This is a genomic window from Pelagibius sp. Alg239-R121 (assembly GCF_947331435.1).
In the GTDB taxonomy this organism is placed as follows: Bacteria; Pseudomonadota; Alphaproteobacteria; order Kiloniellales; family Kiloniellaceae; genus Denitrobaculum.
Genome location: NZ_CAMZOF010000005.1, coordinates 335,995 through 351,593 on the forward strand (window position 1 = coordinate 335,995; position 15,599 = coordinate 351,593).

15 protein-coding genes are annotated in these 15,599 nt (G+C 58.2%); 8 read left to right on the forward strand and 7 right to left on the reverse strand.

All coding sequences use genetic code 11. From position 1 onward, the window contains the following. Positions 1 to 41 precede the first annotated feature (41 nt). Positions 42 to 632 (reverse strand): TetR/AcrR family transcriptional regulator, encoded by a 591-nt coding sequence (locus tag QMZ18_RS17910; RefSeq protein ID WP_282607695.1) that lies wholly within the window; start codon positions 630 to 632, stop codon positions 42 to 44. Positions 633 to 787: 155 nt separating this feature from the next. On the opposite strand from QMZ18_RS17910, the gene QMZ18_RS17915 reads away from it, so the two are divergent. Next, on the forward strand, positions 788 to 1,624 hold the full coding sequence (locus QMZ18_RS17915) for a YdhR family protein (RefSeq protein WP_282607912.1): 837 nt from the start codon (positions 788 to 790) through the stop codon (positions 1,622 to 1,624). Between the two features lie 105 nt (positions 1,625 to 1,729). On the opposite strand, the gene QMZ18_RS17920 is transcribed toward QMZ18_RS17915, so the two are convergent. Further along, positions 1,730 to 2,650: a LysR family transcriptional regulator gene (locus QMZ18_RS17920; protein ID WP_282607696.1), complete on the reverse strand. Its 921-nt coding sequence runs from the start codon at positions 2,648 to 2,650 to the stop codon at positions 1,730 to 1,732. A gap of 143 nt (positions 2,651 to 2,793) precedes the next feature. Between QMZ18_RS17920 and QMZ18_RS17925 the strand changes: the two genes are divergently transcribed. Then, positions 2,794 to 3,417 carry an HD domain-containing protein gene (locus QMZ18_RS17925; protein WP_282607697.1) on the forward strand — a complete coding sequence of 208 codons (624 nt, stop codon included), beginning with the start codon at positions 2,794 to 2,796 and terminating at the stop codon, positions 3,415 to 3,417. Between the two features lie 31 nt (positions 3,418 to 3,448). Beyond that, positions 3,449 to 4,669, forward strand: a complete 1,221-nt coding sequence (locus QMZ18_RS17930; RefSeq protein ID WP_282607698.1) for an aromatic ring-hydroxylating dioxygenase subunit alpha — start codon at positions 3,449 to 3,451, stop codon at positions 4,667 to 4,669. On the opposite strand, the gene QMZ18_RS17935 is transcribed toward QMZ18_RS17930, so the two are convergent. Beyond that, on the reverse strand, positions 4,621 to 5,427 hold the full coding sequence (locus QMZ18_RS17935) for an alpha/beta fold hydrolase (protein ID WP_282607699.1): 807 nt from the start codon (positions 5,425 to 5,427) through the stop codon (positions 4,621 to 4,623). The two genes, QMZ18_RS17930 and QMZ18_RS17935, sit on opposite strands and share 49 nt — an antisense overlap. Positions 5,428 to 5,519: 92 nt before the next feature. Here QMZ18_RS17935 and QMZ18_RS17940 point away from each other — a divergent pair, with 92 nt between their 5' ends. Beyond that, complete coding sequence (locus tag QMZ18_RS17940; RefSeq protein ID WP_282607700.1) at positions 5,520 to 6,128, forward strand: CGNR zinc finger domain-containing protein; 609 nt, start codon at positions 5,520 to 5,522, stop codon at positions 6,126 to 6,128. Positions 6,129 to 6,163: 35 nt separating this feature from the next. Here the strand turns inward: QMZ18_RS17940 and QMZ18_RS17945 are convergent, their stop codons facing one another. Beyond that, positions 6,164 to 7,156, reverse strand: coding sequence for a GlxA family transcriptional regulator (locus tag QMZ18_RS17945; protein ID WP_282607701.1), 993 nt, complete (start codon positions 7,154 to 7,156; stop codon positions 6,164 to 6,166). A gap of 113 nt (positions 7,157 to 7,269) precedes the next feature. Between QMZ18_RS17945 and QMZ18_RS17950 the strand changes: the two genes are divergently transcribed. The 4 genes from QMZ18_RS17950 to QMZ18_RS17965 all read left to right on the forward strand — a co-directional run bounded on the left by QMZ18_RS17950 (position 7,270) and on the right by QMZ18_RS17965 (position 12,104). After that, positions 7,270 to 8,430, forward strand: a complete 1,161-nt coding sequence (locus tag QMZ18_RS17950; RefSeq protein WP_282607702.1) for an acyl-CoA dehydrogenase family protein — start codon at positions 7,270 to 7,272, stop codon at positions 8,428 to 8,430. A gap of 14 nt (positions 8,431 to 8,444) precedes the next feature. Then, complete coding sequence (locus QMZ18_RS17955) at positions 8,445 to 10,502, forward strand: acetate--CoA ligase family protein (protein WP_282607703.1); 2,058 nt, start codon at positions 8,445 to 8,447, stop codon at positions 10,500 to 10,502. Then, the gene (locus QMZ18_RS17960) at positions 10,499 to 11,296 is read left to right on the forward strand and encodes a carnitinyl-CoA dehydratase (protein ID WP_282607704.1); all 798 of its coding nucleotides are present in this window, start codon (positions 10,499 to 10,501) and stop codon (positions 11,294 to 11,296) included. Before QMZ18_RS17955 ends, QMZ18_RS17960 begins: the two co-directional genes overlap by 4 nt. Positions 11,297 to 11,420: 124 nt before the next feature. Further along, positions 11,421 to 12,104 carry an FkbM family methyltransferase gene (locus tag QMZ18_RS17965; RefSeq protein WP_282607705.1) on the forward strand — a complete coding sequence of 228 codons (684 nt, stop codon included), beginning with the start codon at positions 11,421 to 11,423 and terminating at the stop codon, positions 12,102 to 12,104. 88 nt (positions 12,105 to 12,192) lie between these two features. Here QMZ18_RS17965 and QMZ18_RS17970 read toward each other — a convergent pair whose 3' ends face one another. The 3 genes from QMZ18_RS17970 to QMZ18_RS17980 all read right to left on the reverse strand — a co-directional run bounded on the left by QMZ18_RS17970 (position 12,193) and on the right by QMZ18_RS17980 (position 15,352). Then, positions 12,193 to 13,410 carry a PLP-dependent aspartate aminotransferase family protein gene (locus tag QMZ18_RS17970; protein WP_282607706.1) on the reverse strand — a complete coding sequence of 406 codons (1,218 nt, stop codon included), beginning with the start codon at positions 13,408 to 13,410 and terminating at the stop codon, positions 12,193 to 12,195. Between the two features lie 109 nt (positions 13,411 to 13,519). Beyond that, a complete protein-coding gene (locus QMZ18_RS17975; RefSeq protein WP_282607707.1) occupies positions 13,520 to 14,287 on the reverse strand; it encodes a murein L,D-transpeptidase family protein in 768 nt (255 codons plus the stop codon). Between the two features lie 96 nt (positions 14,288 to 14,383). After that, a complete protein-coding gene (locus QMZ18_RS17980) occupies positions 14,384 to 15,352 on the reverse strand; it encodes a Gfo/Idh/MocA family protein (protein ID WP_282607708.1) in 969 nt (322 codons plus the stop codon). Between the last annotated feature and the right edge of the window lie 247 nt (positions 15,353 to 15,599).

A 15,599-nucleotide genomic window follows, 5' to 3' on the forward strand; every position in this document is an offset into this window, starting at 1 on the left:
AAACGGGACTGCTTTATTGCCAACCTTCCGGTCTTAGGCCTTCAGGACTCCTGCGTCCGTCCTGCGGCCTGAATTGCTGCCGCCTTGATTGCCTCGGCAATTCTTTCAGATGTGTTTGTGCCGGGCATTGCGCGGCTGACCGTCAGGCCTCCGATGAGTACAGACAGCGTCGACCAGGCGCGGGCGAGGCGGTCTTGTTCTGAGCCGCCCCTCAGTCCCCTCGCCATGAGCTTCGCGATCTTAATCATCTTTTCCTCATAAAGCGTCTGCATCTCGCGGCTGCCACGAACCACTTCCGGGGTGAGGGCGGTCATGGCACAGCCGCAGGCGTGGTCGTCGCGATGCGCTTTGCCGAGATAGTAATCAGCAAAGGCTTCTATCCAGCCGGCGCCGTGTTCGCGCTGGAATGCCGGGATTCCTTCGATGACCTCATCCAATCCAAGGACCAAGGCTGCTTCGAAAGCGGCGTCCTTTGATCCGAAGTGCGCGTAAAAGGCGCCTGAAGTAACGCCGGCCGCCTTGGCCAGGCCGTCGACACCGATGCCGGCGTAGCCCTGGCTTCGGAACCCACGGCTTGCGGCCTCCAGCATTCTTTGCCGCGTCTCTTCCTTCTGGCCGGGCTTATAGCGCATCGCACACCTCTTTAATATAACGATCGTTATTTAATGCTTGACAGCATAGCGATCGTTATCTATCTGCTTTTATATAGCGATCGTTATATTAAAGTTTTCATCAAAATTCAACATACCGCCGGTTTCGGCGGCCCGTTTGGAGAGAGGTCGTGAAGATGCACGAGGATCAATTGAGCAGAGTCGATGAACCCACGGCGAGCTCCGTAGATCGTCCCTCTGCCACCCCAAGCCAGAACTCTGTAACCCGCCGTGCGGCTCTAGGCCTGACAGCCGGCGCAACTGCTGGCGCCTTGCTGGCGAGTGGTATCGGCAGCCGGATGAGCTTGGCTGCAACACTGTCGACACAAGAGGAGAAAAAGATGTCCCCCAAAGCCTTTGTTTATACCGAAGTTCAGATCTCAGTTCCCTTCGCCGATGCACCCTGGCGTGACATCAACGCCGCGTTGCTGAAGCAACCGGGCCTGCTCAACAAGACCTGGCTGGCCGGAGTGGGGAATAACTCGCTCGGGGGGATCTATGCTTTTGACAGCATCGAAAACGCGCAGGCTTTCGTCACGGGATACTTCCCGCAGGAAGCACGGCAAGTGGGGGCGGCCCATAACACACGGATCTTCGATGCTGCGGTTGTTGAGGCGGCGAGCCGCGATATGGACTCACCGCATTTCGGCGTGACGCCCGACAGCAAGCCCGGTGCTTTCGTCTATACAGAAGTTCAGATCAACGTACCCTTCGAGAAAGCGCCCTGGCGAGACCGCAATCCGCATTTAAAACAACAACCTGGCCTGATGGCGAAGACATGGCTCAGCGGACTGCACACCAATACGCTGGGCGGCATCGATGCCTTTGACACGATCGAAAACGCCAAGGCCTTTGCACTGAATGACTTCCCGGCGCAGATCGCAAAAATGAACGCAGCCTTTTATACCCGAGTTTTCGATGCAGGCGTCGCGGAGGAAGCCAGCCGGCAAATGCGCTCGCCGTTTTTTATCTGATCATTAGCGTGAGATGGAGGTCGATCGGCGTTTTTTGTTGATTCGAAAACAGCAATCACATCCTGTGATGGAAGCCCGGTTTTCTGCCGGGCTTCCCCGCAACAGTCAGTCAAGTGCCGTGACAAGGAAAGCCTCGTCACCAATCTCAGACAGCAGCCAGTCATAGAACGCTTTCGCGGCTGGTTTTTCCGTGGTGAATTCTGACAGGGAAACGGAAAAACAGTCGTCGCTGCTTACGGGACGATCGATGGGAACTATCAGTTGACCTTGGCTGATTGAGTCGCGGCAGATGAAGCGGCTGGCCAACGCCACACCTTCCCCGGATTCGGCCATCGTTTTAGCCAGGATCATCGAATCCACCACGAATTTCGGCGCAGGTGGCGTGGGGAGACCTGCCTCCTGTGACCAGCGCTCCCAACTGTAGAGGGCGCCGATGGTTTCGATCATCGGCAAATCCCAAAGCGAATCTGTGCGGTCAATTGAAGGCGCAAGGTCCGGCGTGCAGACGGGAATAATGTTATCCTCGATTGTGAGCGCCGGTTCGTCGTTTAACAGCGCGCGGCTGCCGAACCTGATCTGGATGTCGGTTTTTTCCGTCAGGTAATCGTCGGGCCAGAGGGTGCTCAGCAGGCGCAGAGTGACATCGGGGTTTGCCCGGCGAAATCGCTCCAGCCGCGGCACCAGCCAGACGACCGCGAAGGTCGTCGTACAGGCAATGTCGAGGCGTTCTGCGTGCACGCGCGGCAGGAACATCGCCGTTGCTTTGGCAAGCTCGTCCACTGCACTGGCAGCATAGGGCAACAGCCTGCGCCCAGCTTCGGTCAGGGCAAGTCCGCGCGGTTTGCGTTCGAAAAGCATCACTGCAAACTTTTGTTCCAGAGCCCGCACATGTTGACTGACCGCCGACTGTGTGACGTTCAACTCCCCAGCCGCCAGGGTGAAACTCAAATGACGTGCCGAGGCCTCGAATGCGCGAAACCAGGTGAGTGGGGGCAGGGCGCGGTTCATCTGACAAAAGTGACCCATTAGATTCTCTACTGTCAATGGCTGCAGATTCATTGTTTGTGCCGCACAGCGTTCGGCGCGAGGCTTTCATGCCGGGAACAATGAGCAAAAGCGGCCACGGGAGGTCGGCGATTTTCTGACTTGAGTAATGGCGGAGCCCAACCATGGAAACGGTCAAGTTTTCGCAGATGAAGCATGGCGACCGGGAAGACTACGAGCTTCTGCGCGACCGTGATGTCGAATATGCCGGCAAAGTCGGCGACCGTCTGCTTGAGTCCCTGAGTCAACTTGAAGAGGGATTTTCCGGCTTCAAGGTGACGCGGCTTGATCATTCGCTCCAGACGGCGACAAGGGCCTGGTGGGACGGTGCAGATGCCGACTGGGTGGTGGCGGCTTTGCTGCATGACGTTGGCGATCTTCACGCGCCCTACAATCACGATGAATATGCCGCGCTGGTGCTTAGGCCCTTTCTGCGGGAACAGTGTGTCTGGACGGTAGAGGTCCATGCGGATTTCCAGAAAGTTTATTACGCGGAAAAACTTGGCGAAGATCCAAATGTTCGAGATCGCTATCGGGGCAATCCTTACTTCAATGACTGCGTCGAATTTTGCGCACGCTGGGATCAGGCCAGTTTCGACCCGACCTACGACTACCTTCCGCTCGAGTTTTTCCGGCCACTGGTAAGACAAGTCTTTGCGCGGCGGGCCAACGACCCTGCTGTACAACAGCCCGGCGTCCGGATGCCGTTAATCGATGCGAAGGCCGCCGCCGCGCGGAAGCACCACTGAATCCAAACTTGATCGCTCGGGAATTGACCAGATGTTGCATCGCCCTGACCTCGCCGCCGGCCCACCGAAGAGCTATGCCCTCGCAAAAGATTTGCAAAACTGCATCGCACCGGCTGCCGAGGCTTTCTGTCTGCCGCCGCAGTGCTACGCCGAGGAAGCGGTCTTGCAGGCGGAGATCGAGACTTTCTTCCGGCGCAAGTGGATCGGGATTGGTCACAGCGGACGCTTCAAGGCGGCGGGCGACTACGAGGCTCTCGAAGTTGGCGGGGTGCCGCTGATCGTCATTCGCGGCAAGGACGGTGTGTTGCGGGCCTTTGCCAACAGTTGCCGTCATCGCGGCGCGCGTTTGCTGGACGGTGAGGGGAACTGCCGCAACATCAGGTGCCCGTTCCACAGCTGGGGCTATAAGCTCGACGGTCGCTTGATAGGCGTTCCGCACATGGAGGATGCGGCGGGTTTCGACAAGGCCGACTACGGCCTGACTGCGTTTCGGGCGGCAGAGTTGGGCGGCTTTGCCTTTGTGTGTCTGAATGATGCGACGCCATCGCTGAGTGAAGAGTTTGGGAATTTTGCGAAAATCCATTCGCCCTGGCCCTTGAATAATCTGGTGCCGACTCGCCGGCATTCCTTCGAGGTGCGCTGTAACTGGAAGAGCTTCCTGGACGTCTTTAACGAATATTATCACCTGCCCTATGTGCATCGGGATTCGATCGACGGAGTTTATAACCGGCCCGAAGTCGCAAGCCCGGCACGCGGTGCCTACGCCAGTCAGTTCGGCGCAACCGATGGCACGGGTGGTCTGCTGGAGCATCAGCAGGACCACGCCCTGCCCGCCATGTCTGGCCTTGAGGACGCCGCCAGCAAAGGGGTCCGCTATACTTGGCTGTTCCCAAACATGACTTTTGCAGCCGCCAGCGACTCCTTGTGGATCTACGAAGCCAATCCGATCGACGCGCGCAGTTGCCGTGTCACCCAGACTATCTGTTTTCCACAGGAAGTGACGGAGTGGCCGGACTTTGAGGCCCGGGCAAAGCACTATTATCACCGCCTCGATGCGGCGATTGCAGAGGATATACCTGTGCTCGAAAACCAGCAGCGTGGTTTGAATTCGCCGTTTGCCGTTCAGGGGCGATTTTCACCGCACCTGGAAGCCAATGTCGCCGCATTTGCCAAGTGGTACGCCGGCGAGATGTTGGCTGCAGATCACGCCCTCAGCAATGCAGCAACAATGGCTTCCGGGGCATCTTCCTGAAGGATGTGTCCGGCGTTGCCGACGCGAGTCAGGCTGTTGGCGCCTAACACTGCCGCCAGCTGTTCGCCCTGGTTGAGAGGAATGAAGCTGTCCTGCTCACCCCAGACGATGTCGACGTTGCAGTCCATGGGACCGTACTGGTCTTGAAGTTCCTCAATGTATCTGGTGTCCGACTGGGCGATCTGCCGATAGAACGCGGGTTGCCCAATTTCCCCTTGGTAGGCTTGCGCGTAGATCTCTATGGCCTCCTCACGGAGATTTTTATGGGCGGCCCGTTGTATGTAGGCGCGGAACAACGCGTCGTGGGCATAAGCGGGGAGTTGCGCGAAGGCCTCTTCATGCTCGCGGACATGTGCAAAGAAGGGGGATCCAGAAGGAAGAACCGCGACCGCGTCGATGAGGGTTAGCCTGCGATACCTAAGTCCGTTGACGTAATGTCCGCGCAATGCGGCCAAGCCGCCGAAGTCGTGCGCGACCATTTCGGGGCAATCGAGCGACCAGTGATCCAGAAGGGTCGCCAGTAGATCGTTCTGCACGGCCGCCGATACGTTCTGCCCCTCTGATATTTCAGACTGCCCGCAACCGATCATATCGAAGTAGTAGACTGACCGGCGATCGGTCAGATGCGGAGCAATGTGCCGCCAGGCCTGTGATGACCAGGGAAATCCATGAACCATTACCAGGGGATCGCCTTGGCCGATGCATCCCCAGGCCACGGACTGGCCATTGAACTGAAAGCGGTTGTCGAGAGGTAGCATTGTTGTTTTCCTGTGTAACCGTTAATAGGATAGTTAAAGGTTGCACAATTTTTTCTAGATGTAACCATTATTATTCTATAAATAGGTTTTTTATGGATAAACATTTCTGGACAAAGTTCGGATTCTTCGGCGGTCATGCCGGGCTCGATTTCATCAACACAATCGATGACGTAGAGAAGACACGCGCCCTGAGCGGGATTCCCGATTGGGCGACGGTCCTGGACTGGGCGCTTGCGGCGAAGATCTTGAGCTGCGAGGAAGCAAAGCTGTTGGCGCGGCAGGATGATGACGCAGCTGCACAGGGCGAACTGGCGAAGTTGCATCGCTTTAGGGAGTCGGCGTGGTGCGTTCTCAGCTCGGTTGCCGCTAAGCAGACTCCCGATGAAGAGGAGACGGCTGCGCTAAGCAGAGAGATCAGGTGGGCGATTGCGCAATCCTTCCTCGATCTGAACGAAGGCTCATTCCGGTGGTCCGTTCGCGAAGCCGAGTTTGGACTCAAACTTGTACGCGCGCGCCTTGCCCTGGCCGTTTCGGACTTGATCTCGCTTCAGGACCTGCAACGCCTTAAGGAGTGCGGGCGCTGTACCGGCCTGTTCCTCGATCACGGTCGGGGCCGGGGGCGCCGATGGTGCCGGATGAACACCTGTGGAAACCGCACCAAGACCGAGAGGTTTCGCGCAGGTCCGACGAAGAATAGTTGAGCTCACGCATTGGTGTCGCCGCCCTGATATGGATCTTAACTCTGCGCCTGCCGGGCTTTGCGCCGCGTATCGGTGGGGCTTTCGCCGTAGCGAGCGCGGTAGGCCCGTGAGAAGGCCGCTGCCGAGTTGAAGCCGCAGGAGGTGGCAATCTGGATGGCGCTTGCGGCACCGGCGGTAAGTTGCCGCCGCGCGGTGTTAAGGCGCTGCGCCAGGTAGTAGGCGCGCGGGCCCTGTCCAAGTTCGCTTTTGAACAGGGTTTCCAGCCGGCGGCTGCTGAGACCGACGATCTCCGAGATCTGGGAAACAGTGAGTGGATCCTCAATATGGCTTTCCATCAGGCGCACAGCGGTGGCCACACGCGGTTCTCGCGTTGCCAATTGCCCCAGGGAAATGCTGCGTTGCGGGTCGCTGGGTAGGCTGGCGTCCTCATAGATAAAGAGGCTCGCCACATCCATTGCGAGGGCGTGTCCCTGACGACGGCGGATCAGTTCCAATGCCATGTCGAGCGCCGGGGTTGCGCCACCGGTAGTGAAGCGGTTGCCGTCGATGACGAAACGATCGCGTTGGAGAACCACTTTGGGAAACCGCGCCTCAAAAGCTTCCAGATCTTCCCAATGTGTGGTTGCCTTGTAGCCGTCCAGCAAACCCGCCATTGCCAACAGCCAGGCACCTGATTCGATGCCCCCGATGACTGCCGGCTTGCGCCCGGCTTTCCGGAGTTTCCCGATCAGATCGCGACTGGCGTGGCTGGCAATGTTGTAGCCGGCGATGACGATTAATGCGTCCCTCTTGGCTGTCGGGTCAAAGGAGCCGGACACAGAGATCGGGAAGCCGGAGATTGTCGTGACTGGCATGCCATCAGGCGACGACAGGCGCCAGTTGTAAACCTGGCGGTCCATCAGGCGATTGGCACCACGCAGGGGTTCGACGATAGCGGCCAGCAGCAGCATGGAGGTGTCCGGCAGAAGCAGAAGCTCCAGCTCGAGCGGGTGGTCACGATCAGGAGATGTGGCGGAAAAGATTGTCATGGTATTTCGGAAAATATCAATAAAACTTCGAAAAATGTAAAGCATGAAAAGATCATTAGAACCAGGGTTCGCTCTTTGGTGAAGTGGGCGCTAAGCGCGGAAGGAGAGGGCAGATGCAATTCGGATTGACCCAGGAGCAGCAGATGGTCGTGGAGACCGTGCGCAGCTTCGTCGAGCGCGAAATGTATCCCCACGAGGACCAGGTGGAAAAACTGGGTGCGGTTCCGACCGAGATAGCGGAAGAGATCAAGCGCAAGGTCATCGATCTGGGGTTTTATGCGCCGAACTTTCCGCTTGAAGTTGGCGGTGGCGGGCTTGGTCATCTGGATTTTGCCCTGCTGGAGCGGGAACTGGGCCGGGCATCAATGGCGCTCAACCACTTTTGGGGGCGGCCACAGAATATTCTTATGGCCTGCGATGGCGAGCAGAAGGAGCGTTATCTGTTGCCTGCAGTACGCGGTGAAAAGATGGATGCTTTAGCCATGACCGAGCCTGATGCGGGCTCGGATGTGCGTGGAATGAAGACCTTTGCACGCAAGGACGGCGACGACTGGATCGTGAACGGCACCAAGCATTTCATTTCCGGCGGAACGCACGCTGACTTTTTCATCGTCTTTGTCGCGACCGGAGAAGATCAGACGCCGAAGGGACCGAAAAAGCGAATCACCTGTTTTCTGGTTGACCGCGGGCATCCCGGTTTCGAAGTGCGTCCGGGTTACAACTCGGTGTCGCACAGTGGCTACGACAATGTGATCCTGAGCTTCGACGACTGCCGCTTGCCGCAGGGGCAGGTGCTGGGCGAAGTGGATGGCGGCTTCGAAGTCATGAACACCTGGCTATATGCGACCCGCATCACCGTGGCTACCATGTGTGTGGGCCGGGCACGGCGGGTTTACGACTACGCCGTCTCCTATGCGGCCGAGCGCAAACAGTTCGGTCAGCAGATCGGCAAATTCCAGGGGGTCAGTTTCAAGCTGGCCGACATGATCACTGAAATCGATGCGGCCGACTGGCTCACCCTGGCGTCGGCCTGGCGGTTGGATGAAGGATTGGAGGCCAACCGCGAGATTGCCTCTGCAAAGCTCTATGCCAGCGAGATGCTGGCGCGGGTCACTGACGAGGCGATCCAAATCTACGGCGGTATGGGTTTGATGGACGACCTGCCGCTGGCGCGTTTCTGGCGCGATGCTCGAGTCGAACGTATCTGGGATGGGACGTCCGAAATTCAACGGCACATCATCAGCCGGGATATTCTGCGTCGTCTTGGTGCTTGAGGTTTCGCGCCGTTATGACGTCGACTCAGCAGCATGATCTGACCAGGCTTCTGCGGCCACGCAGCATCGCCGTACTGGGCGGAAGCTGGGCTCACGCAATGATCGACCAGTGCCGGCGCATGGATTTTGCCGGAGATATCTGGCCGGTGCATCCTGAGAAACGGGAAATGCAAGGGTTATTCTGTTTCCGCTCAATTGAAGAATTGCCGGCGGCGCCCGATGTCGCCTTTGTTGGTGTCAACTGCCTGCTGACGATTGAGATCGTCGCGGCCTTGCGCGCCAAAGGCGCGGGTGGAGCGGTATGCTTTGCGTCGGGTTTTGCCGAAGCGGGCGCAGAAGGTGCCGAACTGCAGGACCGCTTACTCGAAGCCGCGGGATCCATGCCCATCATCGGGCCTAATTGTTACGGCCTGATCAACTACCTTGATGGCGCCTTGCTTTGGCCCGATGTCCACGGGGGCAAGCGTGTCGAGCGGGGCGTCGCCATCGTCACTCAATCCTCGAACCTTGCCATTAATCTGACCATGCAAAGTCGCGGCCTGCCCATTGCCTATATGCTGACCCTTGGCAATCAGGCGATGATTGGCATGGCCGATGTGATCCGCACGCTGGCTGACGACGAACGGGTGAGCGCCATCGGCCTCCATATCGAGGGCGTAGGAAACGCCGCTGCTTTTGCGCAGGCCGCGCACGCAGCCCGGGCGGGCGGCAAGCCCCTCGTCGTGATGAAGTCCGGCAGCTCGGCGCAGGCGGTGGAAATGACGCTTTCTCATACGGCCTCACTCGCGGGATCCGATGCGGTCGCGGACGCGTTTTTTCGTCGCCTCGGATTGGCTCGGGTGTCGTCGATCCCAGCGTTTCTTGAAAGTTTGAAGCTCTTGCATCTCTGGGGGGCTTTGCCGGCTGCGGATCTGGTATCCATGTCCTGTTCCGGCGGCGAAGCTTCCATCATTGCGGATAGCGCGGAACGCCTCGGCGTTCCGATGCCGACGTTCTGCGAGGAAGACATTGCCCGCATACGCGGGACTGTAAAGCCATTGGTTACCGTGTCCAATCCCTTTGATTATCATACCTTTGACTGGGGCGATGGTGATCGTCTGAGCGAGACCTTCACGGCAGTGATGCGGGCTCCGCAGGAAGTGACCGCCCTGGTTCTTGATTTCCCGAAACCCGAAGCGGGCAGGGCCGATTCCTGGGAAATCACCGTCGATGCGCTCGCCACGGCCGCCGCGAAGACCCGCGGGCGCGCAGCGGTGATCGCGACTCTGCCTGAATGCCTCCCTGAGGCACGTGCGAACTCCATGATGGCACGCGGCATTCTGCCGTTCCTCGGCGTGGAAGAAGCGTTGAATGCCATTGCGGCTGCAGCCTTCATCGGGCAGGCGGTGCCTGCTGCAGTACATGACATACCGGTCAGTGGCGGCGCAATCTTCGCCTGGGATGAAGCGCATTCGAAACGCGCTTTGGCGGAGCAGGGTCTCGCTGTTCCTGACTCCCAACTTTGCCGGGATGCGGACGCGGCGGTTAAAGCCGTTGCCAGACTCGGTTCCGTCGCTATGAAAGCGGTGAATGCGGACCTCACCCACAAAACCGAGGCCGGTGCGGTGGCCCTGAACCCGAAAGGCGAGGCCGAAGTTCGCACAGTTTTTGCGCGCCTGCTACCGCTTGGCGACGCGGTTCTGGTCGAGCGGATGATCGAGCAGCCTGTGGCAGAGCTGATTGTTGGTGTGCGCCGCGACCCGGTGTTCGGGCTGCACCTGCTGATTGGTGCCGGCGGTATTCTGGCCGAGTTGCTGGAGGATACGGCGACCCTCATGCTGCCGGCTTCGCGTGTTGACATCGAGGCGGCTTTGGCTGGTTTGAAGATACACTCTTTGTTATGCGGATGGCGCGGCCGGCCGGCTGCAGACTGGCGGGCACTTGTTGATGCGATAGAAGCCACCCAGACCTTCGCTCTTGCCAACGCGGTTCGGCTGGAAGAGCTTGAGATAAATCCGCTGATGGTCTGTGAAGTCGGGCAAGGCGCTTATGCTGTCGATGCCCTGGTGAGAATGAGAGAGGAAGAAGCATGAGCGATGTGTGCAACGGCGATGTGATTAAACTGCGCCGCGACGGGGCGGTGCTGGAAGTTGAGTTGAACCGGCCCAAGGCCAATGCCATCGATCTTGCGACAAGCCGCGAAATGGGAGAGGCCTTCAAAGCATTTCGCGACGATCCCGACCTGCGGGTGGCGATCGTAAGCACGGCAGGTGAGAAATTTTTCTGTGCCGGTTGGGATCTGAAGTCTGCCGCAGAGGGTGACGCCGTGGACGGCGATTATGGCGTTGGCGGGTTTGCCGGGTTGCAGGAGCTGCGCGACCTGAACAAGCCAGTGATTGCGGCGGTCAACGGGATGGCGGTCGGAGGCGGGTTCGAGTTGGCGCTTTCGGCAGATATGATCTATTGCAGCGAGCACAGCTCCTTCGCCCTGCCGGAAATCCGCGCCGGAACCTTGGCAGACGCCGCAACCGTGAAGCTGCCGAAACGCATTCCCTATCACGTGGCAATGGATCTGCTGTTCACCGGCCGCTGGATGGACGCCCAGGAAGCCCATCGCTGGGGGTTGGTGAACGAGATTCTGCCAGCAGATAAATTGATGGAGCGTGCACGCGAAACCGCCCGGATGCTGGCTGCCGGTCCGCCCCTGGTCTTCGCTTCCATCAAGGAAGTCGCCCGCGCCGCCGAGGCCATGACCTTCCAGGATGCCATGAACAAGATCACCAAGCGCCAGTTCCCGACGGTCGACGTTCTCTACGACAGTGAAGATAACCTGGAGGGGGCACGGGCTTTTGCCGAAAAACGCGATCCCGTTTGGAAAGGTCGGTAGTCCATCCGGTTGTACATCTGAGAAACTCGATGAGTTCACGCAGGAAAGGCTTGAGTGCTGCTGGTCCGGCGTGAGAGAAGGAGTCACCTTCCTCACGGCAACAAATTCAAGCGAGCGGATCCAAGTGCCTTTCCGTCTCTTTAAAAAGAAGATCAGTAAGACAACGCCGGGAAAATTGGTTCAGGTCCTGAATTCCTCGAGCGTTGATCTATTTTTGGATGTCGGCGCAAACGTTGGGCAAACCGGCCGTTCCCTTCGTGATGCCGGCTACCGGGGGCGTATTCTATCCTTTGAACCGGTTCCCTCGGCTTACGCGGCATTGCAGCAGGCGGCGGCTGCGGATCCGCTCTGGACGGTTGCTCCGCCTATGGCAATTGGGGACTGTGACGGTGAGATTACCCTGAATGTTTCAGAAGCGAGCGACATGAGCAGCGCGCTCGAGGCAAGCGATGCTTTGATGGAGGCCTTGCCGAAAACCGAGGTGCGCGAAAAGCTGACTGTCGTGTCACGACGTCTCGACAGCATTTTGCCCGGTCTTTTGGAGGGGGCTGCGAGTGTTTTCCTGAAGATCGACACGCAGGGCTTTGAACGAAGCGTGCTTAACGGGGCACCGGAAACTCTTAATGTGGTCAAGGGCGTGCAGATGGAACTGTCGTTGTTCTCCCTCTACAAAGGAGAGGAAACCTATCTTTCCTTTTTGCAGGACCTACACGGGCTCGGCATGGAACCGCATATGATTGTCGAGACCAATTTTTCCAAGACACTCCGTAGGCAATTGCAGATCGACGTCGTTTTTATGCGAGGCTAGGAGCTGAATTGGTTCCCTGAAAGGCGTTTCATGATTTTGAACGTCTCCCTCACCATCGCTCTTGCGCTAAATGTAGCCGGATCGCGGCTCACATCACATTGTCCAGATCCCGGCAGAGGTCTTGTGCATCTTCAAGGCCGATGGAAAAACGGAACACCCCATCGCCTGCGAGTGCCCGATAGTCTCCTTCTCCGGCGTCATCCATTCTGAACGATGTCTGCAATAGGCTTGCCGTTGGCATCCAGCAGATGAGAGAGCGATGGTGGCCGAGTGAGACGGCGTAGTGAATGATTGAAAGCTCTTCGGCCATGCGGCGCGCCATTGCCGCGCCTTCGGCTTCCCCGCCCTTCACCTGAAACGACATCATGCTGGAGAAATTTTGCATTTGGCGTCTTGCCAGTTCGTGCTGCGGATGGCTTTCGAGACCGGGATAAAGCACGCGTTCGACCCTCGGGTGGTTTTCCAGGAAAGCGGCGATTTCCAATGCGGTTTCCTCGTGCGCCTTGAGCCGAAGCGGGAGGGTGGCGATGCCGCGTGCGATCAGCCAGGCATTGAAGGGGCTGAGAATCCCGCCGTAGTGCACGGTTGCCTCGATCGAGAGCTTGCGGACGATCTCAGACGAAGCGCAAACGGCGCCGCCGATGGCATCACCATGACCGCAGAGAAATTTGCTGGCCGAATGCATGACGATGTCGGCACCGAGTGACAACGGCTTTGTGCCGATAGGTGTGGCGAAGGTGTTGTCGACAGCCACCAGCGCACCCTGTGTCTTGGCGATGGCCGCGACCGCGGCAATATCGGTCAGCCGCAGCAGGGGATTGCAGGGTGTATCGATGAAGATCAGCCTGGTGTTGCTTTTTATGGCATCCTCGACATCTTCAATCTTGGCCGTGTTGACCAGCGACACTTCCACACCCATGCGCGGCAGGGTATCGCGCACCAACTCGGCGATACCGGCATAGGAGACGTCTGAAACGATCACATGATCGCCGTTGGACAGCAAAGTCATGAAAATCGCCGCCGCTGCTGCCATGCCGGAAGCGAAGCAAAGTGCCGCCTCCGACCCTTCCAATGCCGCGAGCTTGTTCTCCAACTGACGGACGGTCGGGTTGCCCAGGCGGGTATAGACGAATGGGCTGTTCTCATCGAGCTCATAGGCCGAGAAGCCCTCAGGCCCGTCCGTGACAAAGGTCGTCGACATGACGATGTTTGGGCTGGATGCGCCGGTGACGGGATCCGGAAACTCCCCGGCATGCACGGCGCAGGTACGCGGCCCAATACTATCGAGATCGAGATTCTTTGCCATATTGCCTCCCATTGATGCAGGCGCCGGCTTTGCTGCAAGCCGGAGCTTTCGCGCGAGCCTACAAGAGACGGATCACGTTTCAAGTGTCATGATCGAAAAAATGGGGGAATCAGATGGGGCGGGGGAACTTCCGGAATTCTGTGATGATCGCTTCGTAAAGCTCCGGGGTCCAGACAGGCATGGTTTTCGGATCGGCCTTGATGACCTTGAGACGCGGGTCCCGGGGGGCAATCACGACCCTTACGTTTTCATGACCAACCTTTGCCGCAAGTACGAAGAGTTCTTCGATGGGTTCATCGCCCATGGCGAGGCAGCCTACGGAGCTGGCTTTGCCGTGGATGAAGATGTTGCTGCCGGGTTCGGTTCTGCCCTCGGACACGGCATGTTTGAGGTCGAAGAGATTGGGATAGTTGAGTTTCATCGACAGATGATAGCTGCTGTTCGGATTAAGGCCTTCGATCTGATAAAAGCCTTCAGGCACCTGCTGGTCGCCCTCGCGCAGCTTCGGGCCCGCGACACCACTTGCCTTGCGAATGTCGTAGTCTCTTATAAAGGTGTAGGAGCCAGGGGATGACTCGTCGTCAGCCTGCACCCAAAGCTCGAGCTTTCGCTCTTGCTTCAAAGCCAGCAGGGTAATTTTCCGAGGCGGGAGGGGAACCGAGGCGTTCTTAAAGTAGGGCTCTAGGCGCTCGAGAGCTGACTCTTCGTAGCGCTGCATGACCGAGGTGACAGTTTCTCTGCCTTGAATTTTTCGCATTAACGGTACCCAGTGGGGACGTCCATAGGCATAAAAGCTCCCCACGCCAAGCGTTGCCGCCGCGGCCATGGCACCGGTCACGAACAGTCGCCTGTGACTATTGAATTTTGCTTTGGACACGCCTCGACCACTCTCGAACTCTGAGCCAGTGCGTTAAGAGTCGCAGCCAATATTGTTGGAAATGTGACCGAGATAGATCGCAGAGACCATACCCGCCTATCCTCCGTCGAAACCTTGATAAATTTGGTCGAGCACGCCCATGGTCCGCAGGCCGACTTCAGGGGAACAGGGGTTTGCTGCGTCATCAAGCAGATGGGCAACCATCTTTTCGACAAAGGGTTGATGCACATGCGGTGGATCCGGCAGATCGAGTTCCTGCACGCCCTCTGCTGTTGTCAGGGTGATCTTGCTGGGACGGAAGAAACCCATCGAGACGGAGCCTTTGTCACCGAGCACGGTGACCGATTCCGCCTGTTCGCTGACGCTGTAGGTACAGAGGCCGGATGCCACCACGTCGTCGTAGCCCAGGCTGAAGGCAACCAGGTCCTCGGCGGCGTGGGATCTACTCTGTCGCCGTACCTGTGCCTGAACGCTGTTCGCCGGCCCGAAGACATAGCTCAGCCAGTCGATAGTGTGGGATTGCATGTCGGCGAAATAGCCGCCGCCTCCGATTTTGGGGTCCAGACGCCAGTTGTCCGCAGACTTGTGGTCCGGTTTCATGCGGTGAACTACCGACACGCAGCGTGGAACGCCAATCGTCCCATCCTGGATGATTTCGCGCATCCGTTCGAAACGCGGCAGAGCGCGACGGTAGAAGGCGATCACGAGGGATTGTCCTGCTTCCCTGGCCGCCGCGCTCATGATCTTGCCTTCATTCAGGGACAAAGACATGGGCTTTTCGACGAGAACCGGTTTACCAGCCTTCAGGGCTGCAAGCGTCAGTTCACAATGGCTGGCTGGGGGTGTCGCGACGTAGACGGCGTTCACATCGGGATCGTCGATGAGTTCCTGCGCCGAATCATATGACTTTCCGATCCCATGCCGTCGGGCGTAATCGGCGGCCTTTTCACCATCGCGCCGCATGACGGCCGTCACGCTTGAACGCGCGGCCTTTTGCAGTGCCGGACCGCTCTTTACTTCCGTCACTTCGCCACAGCCGACAATGCCCCACTGAACCTGGTTCATGATCTTTCGCTCTCTCTGTTACTTGCTTTTCCTATAAAGCCCGACCGTTTCCACTGCATCAGTGGAAACGTGATCCAGCCTCTAACCATTACAGTAAGGGGATGGTTCATGTTCCTGATTGCTTGAATCATGAACGATCTCTCTCTGGCGCTGCTGGGACGAAGACCCCGTTGCGCGATGAGCCTGCGTAAAAGCAGGGGCGCCGCATCGCTGTTTCATAGTTATTGCTGAAGTGGTGGGGGCTGTT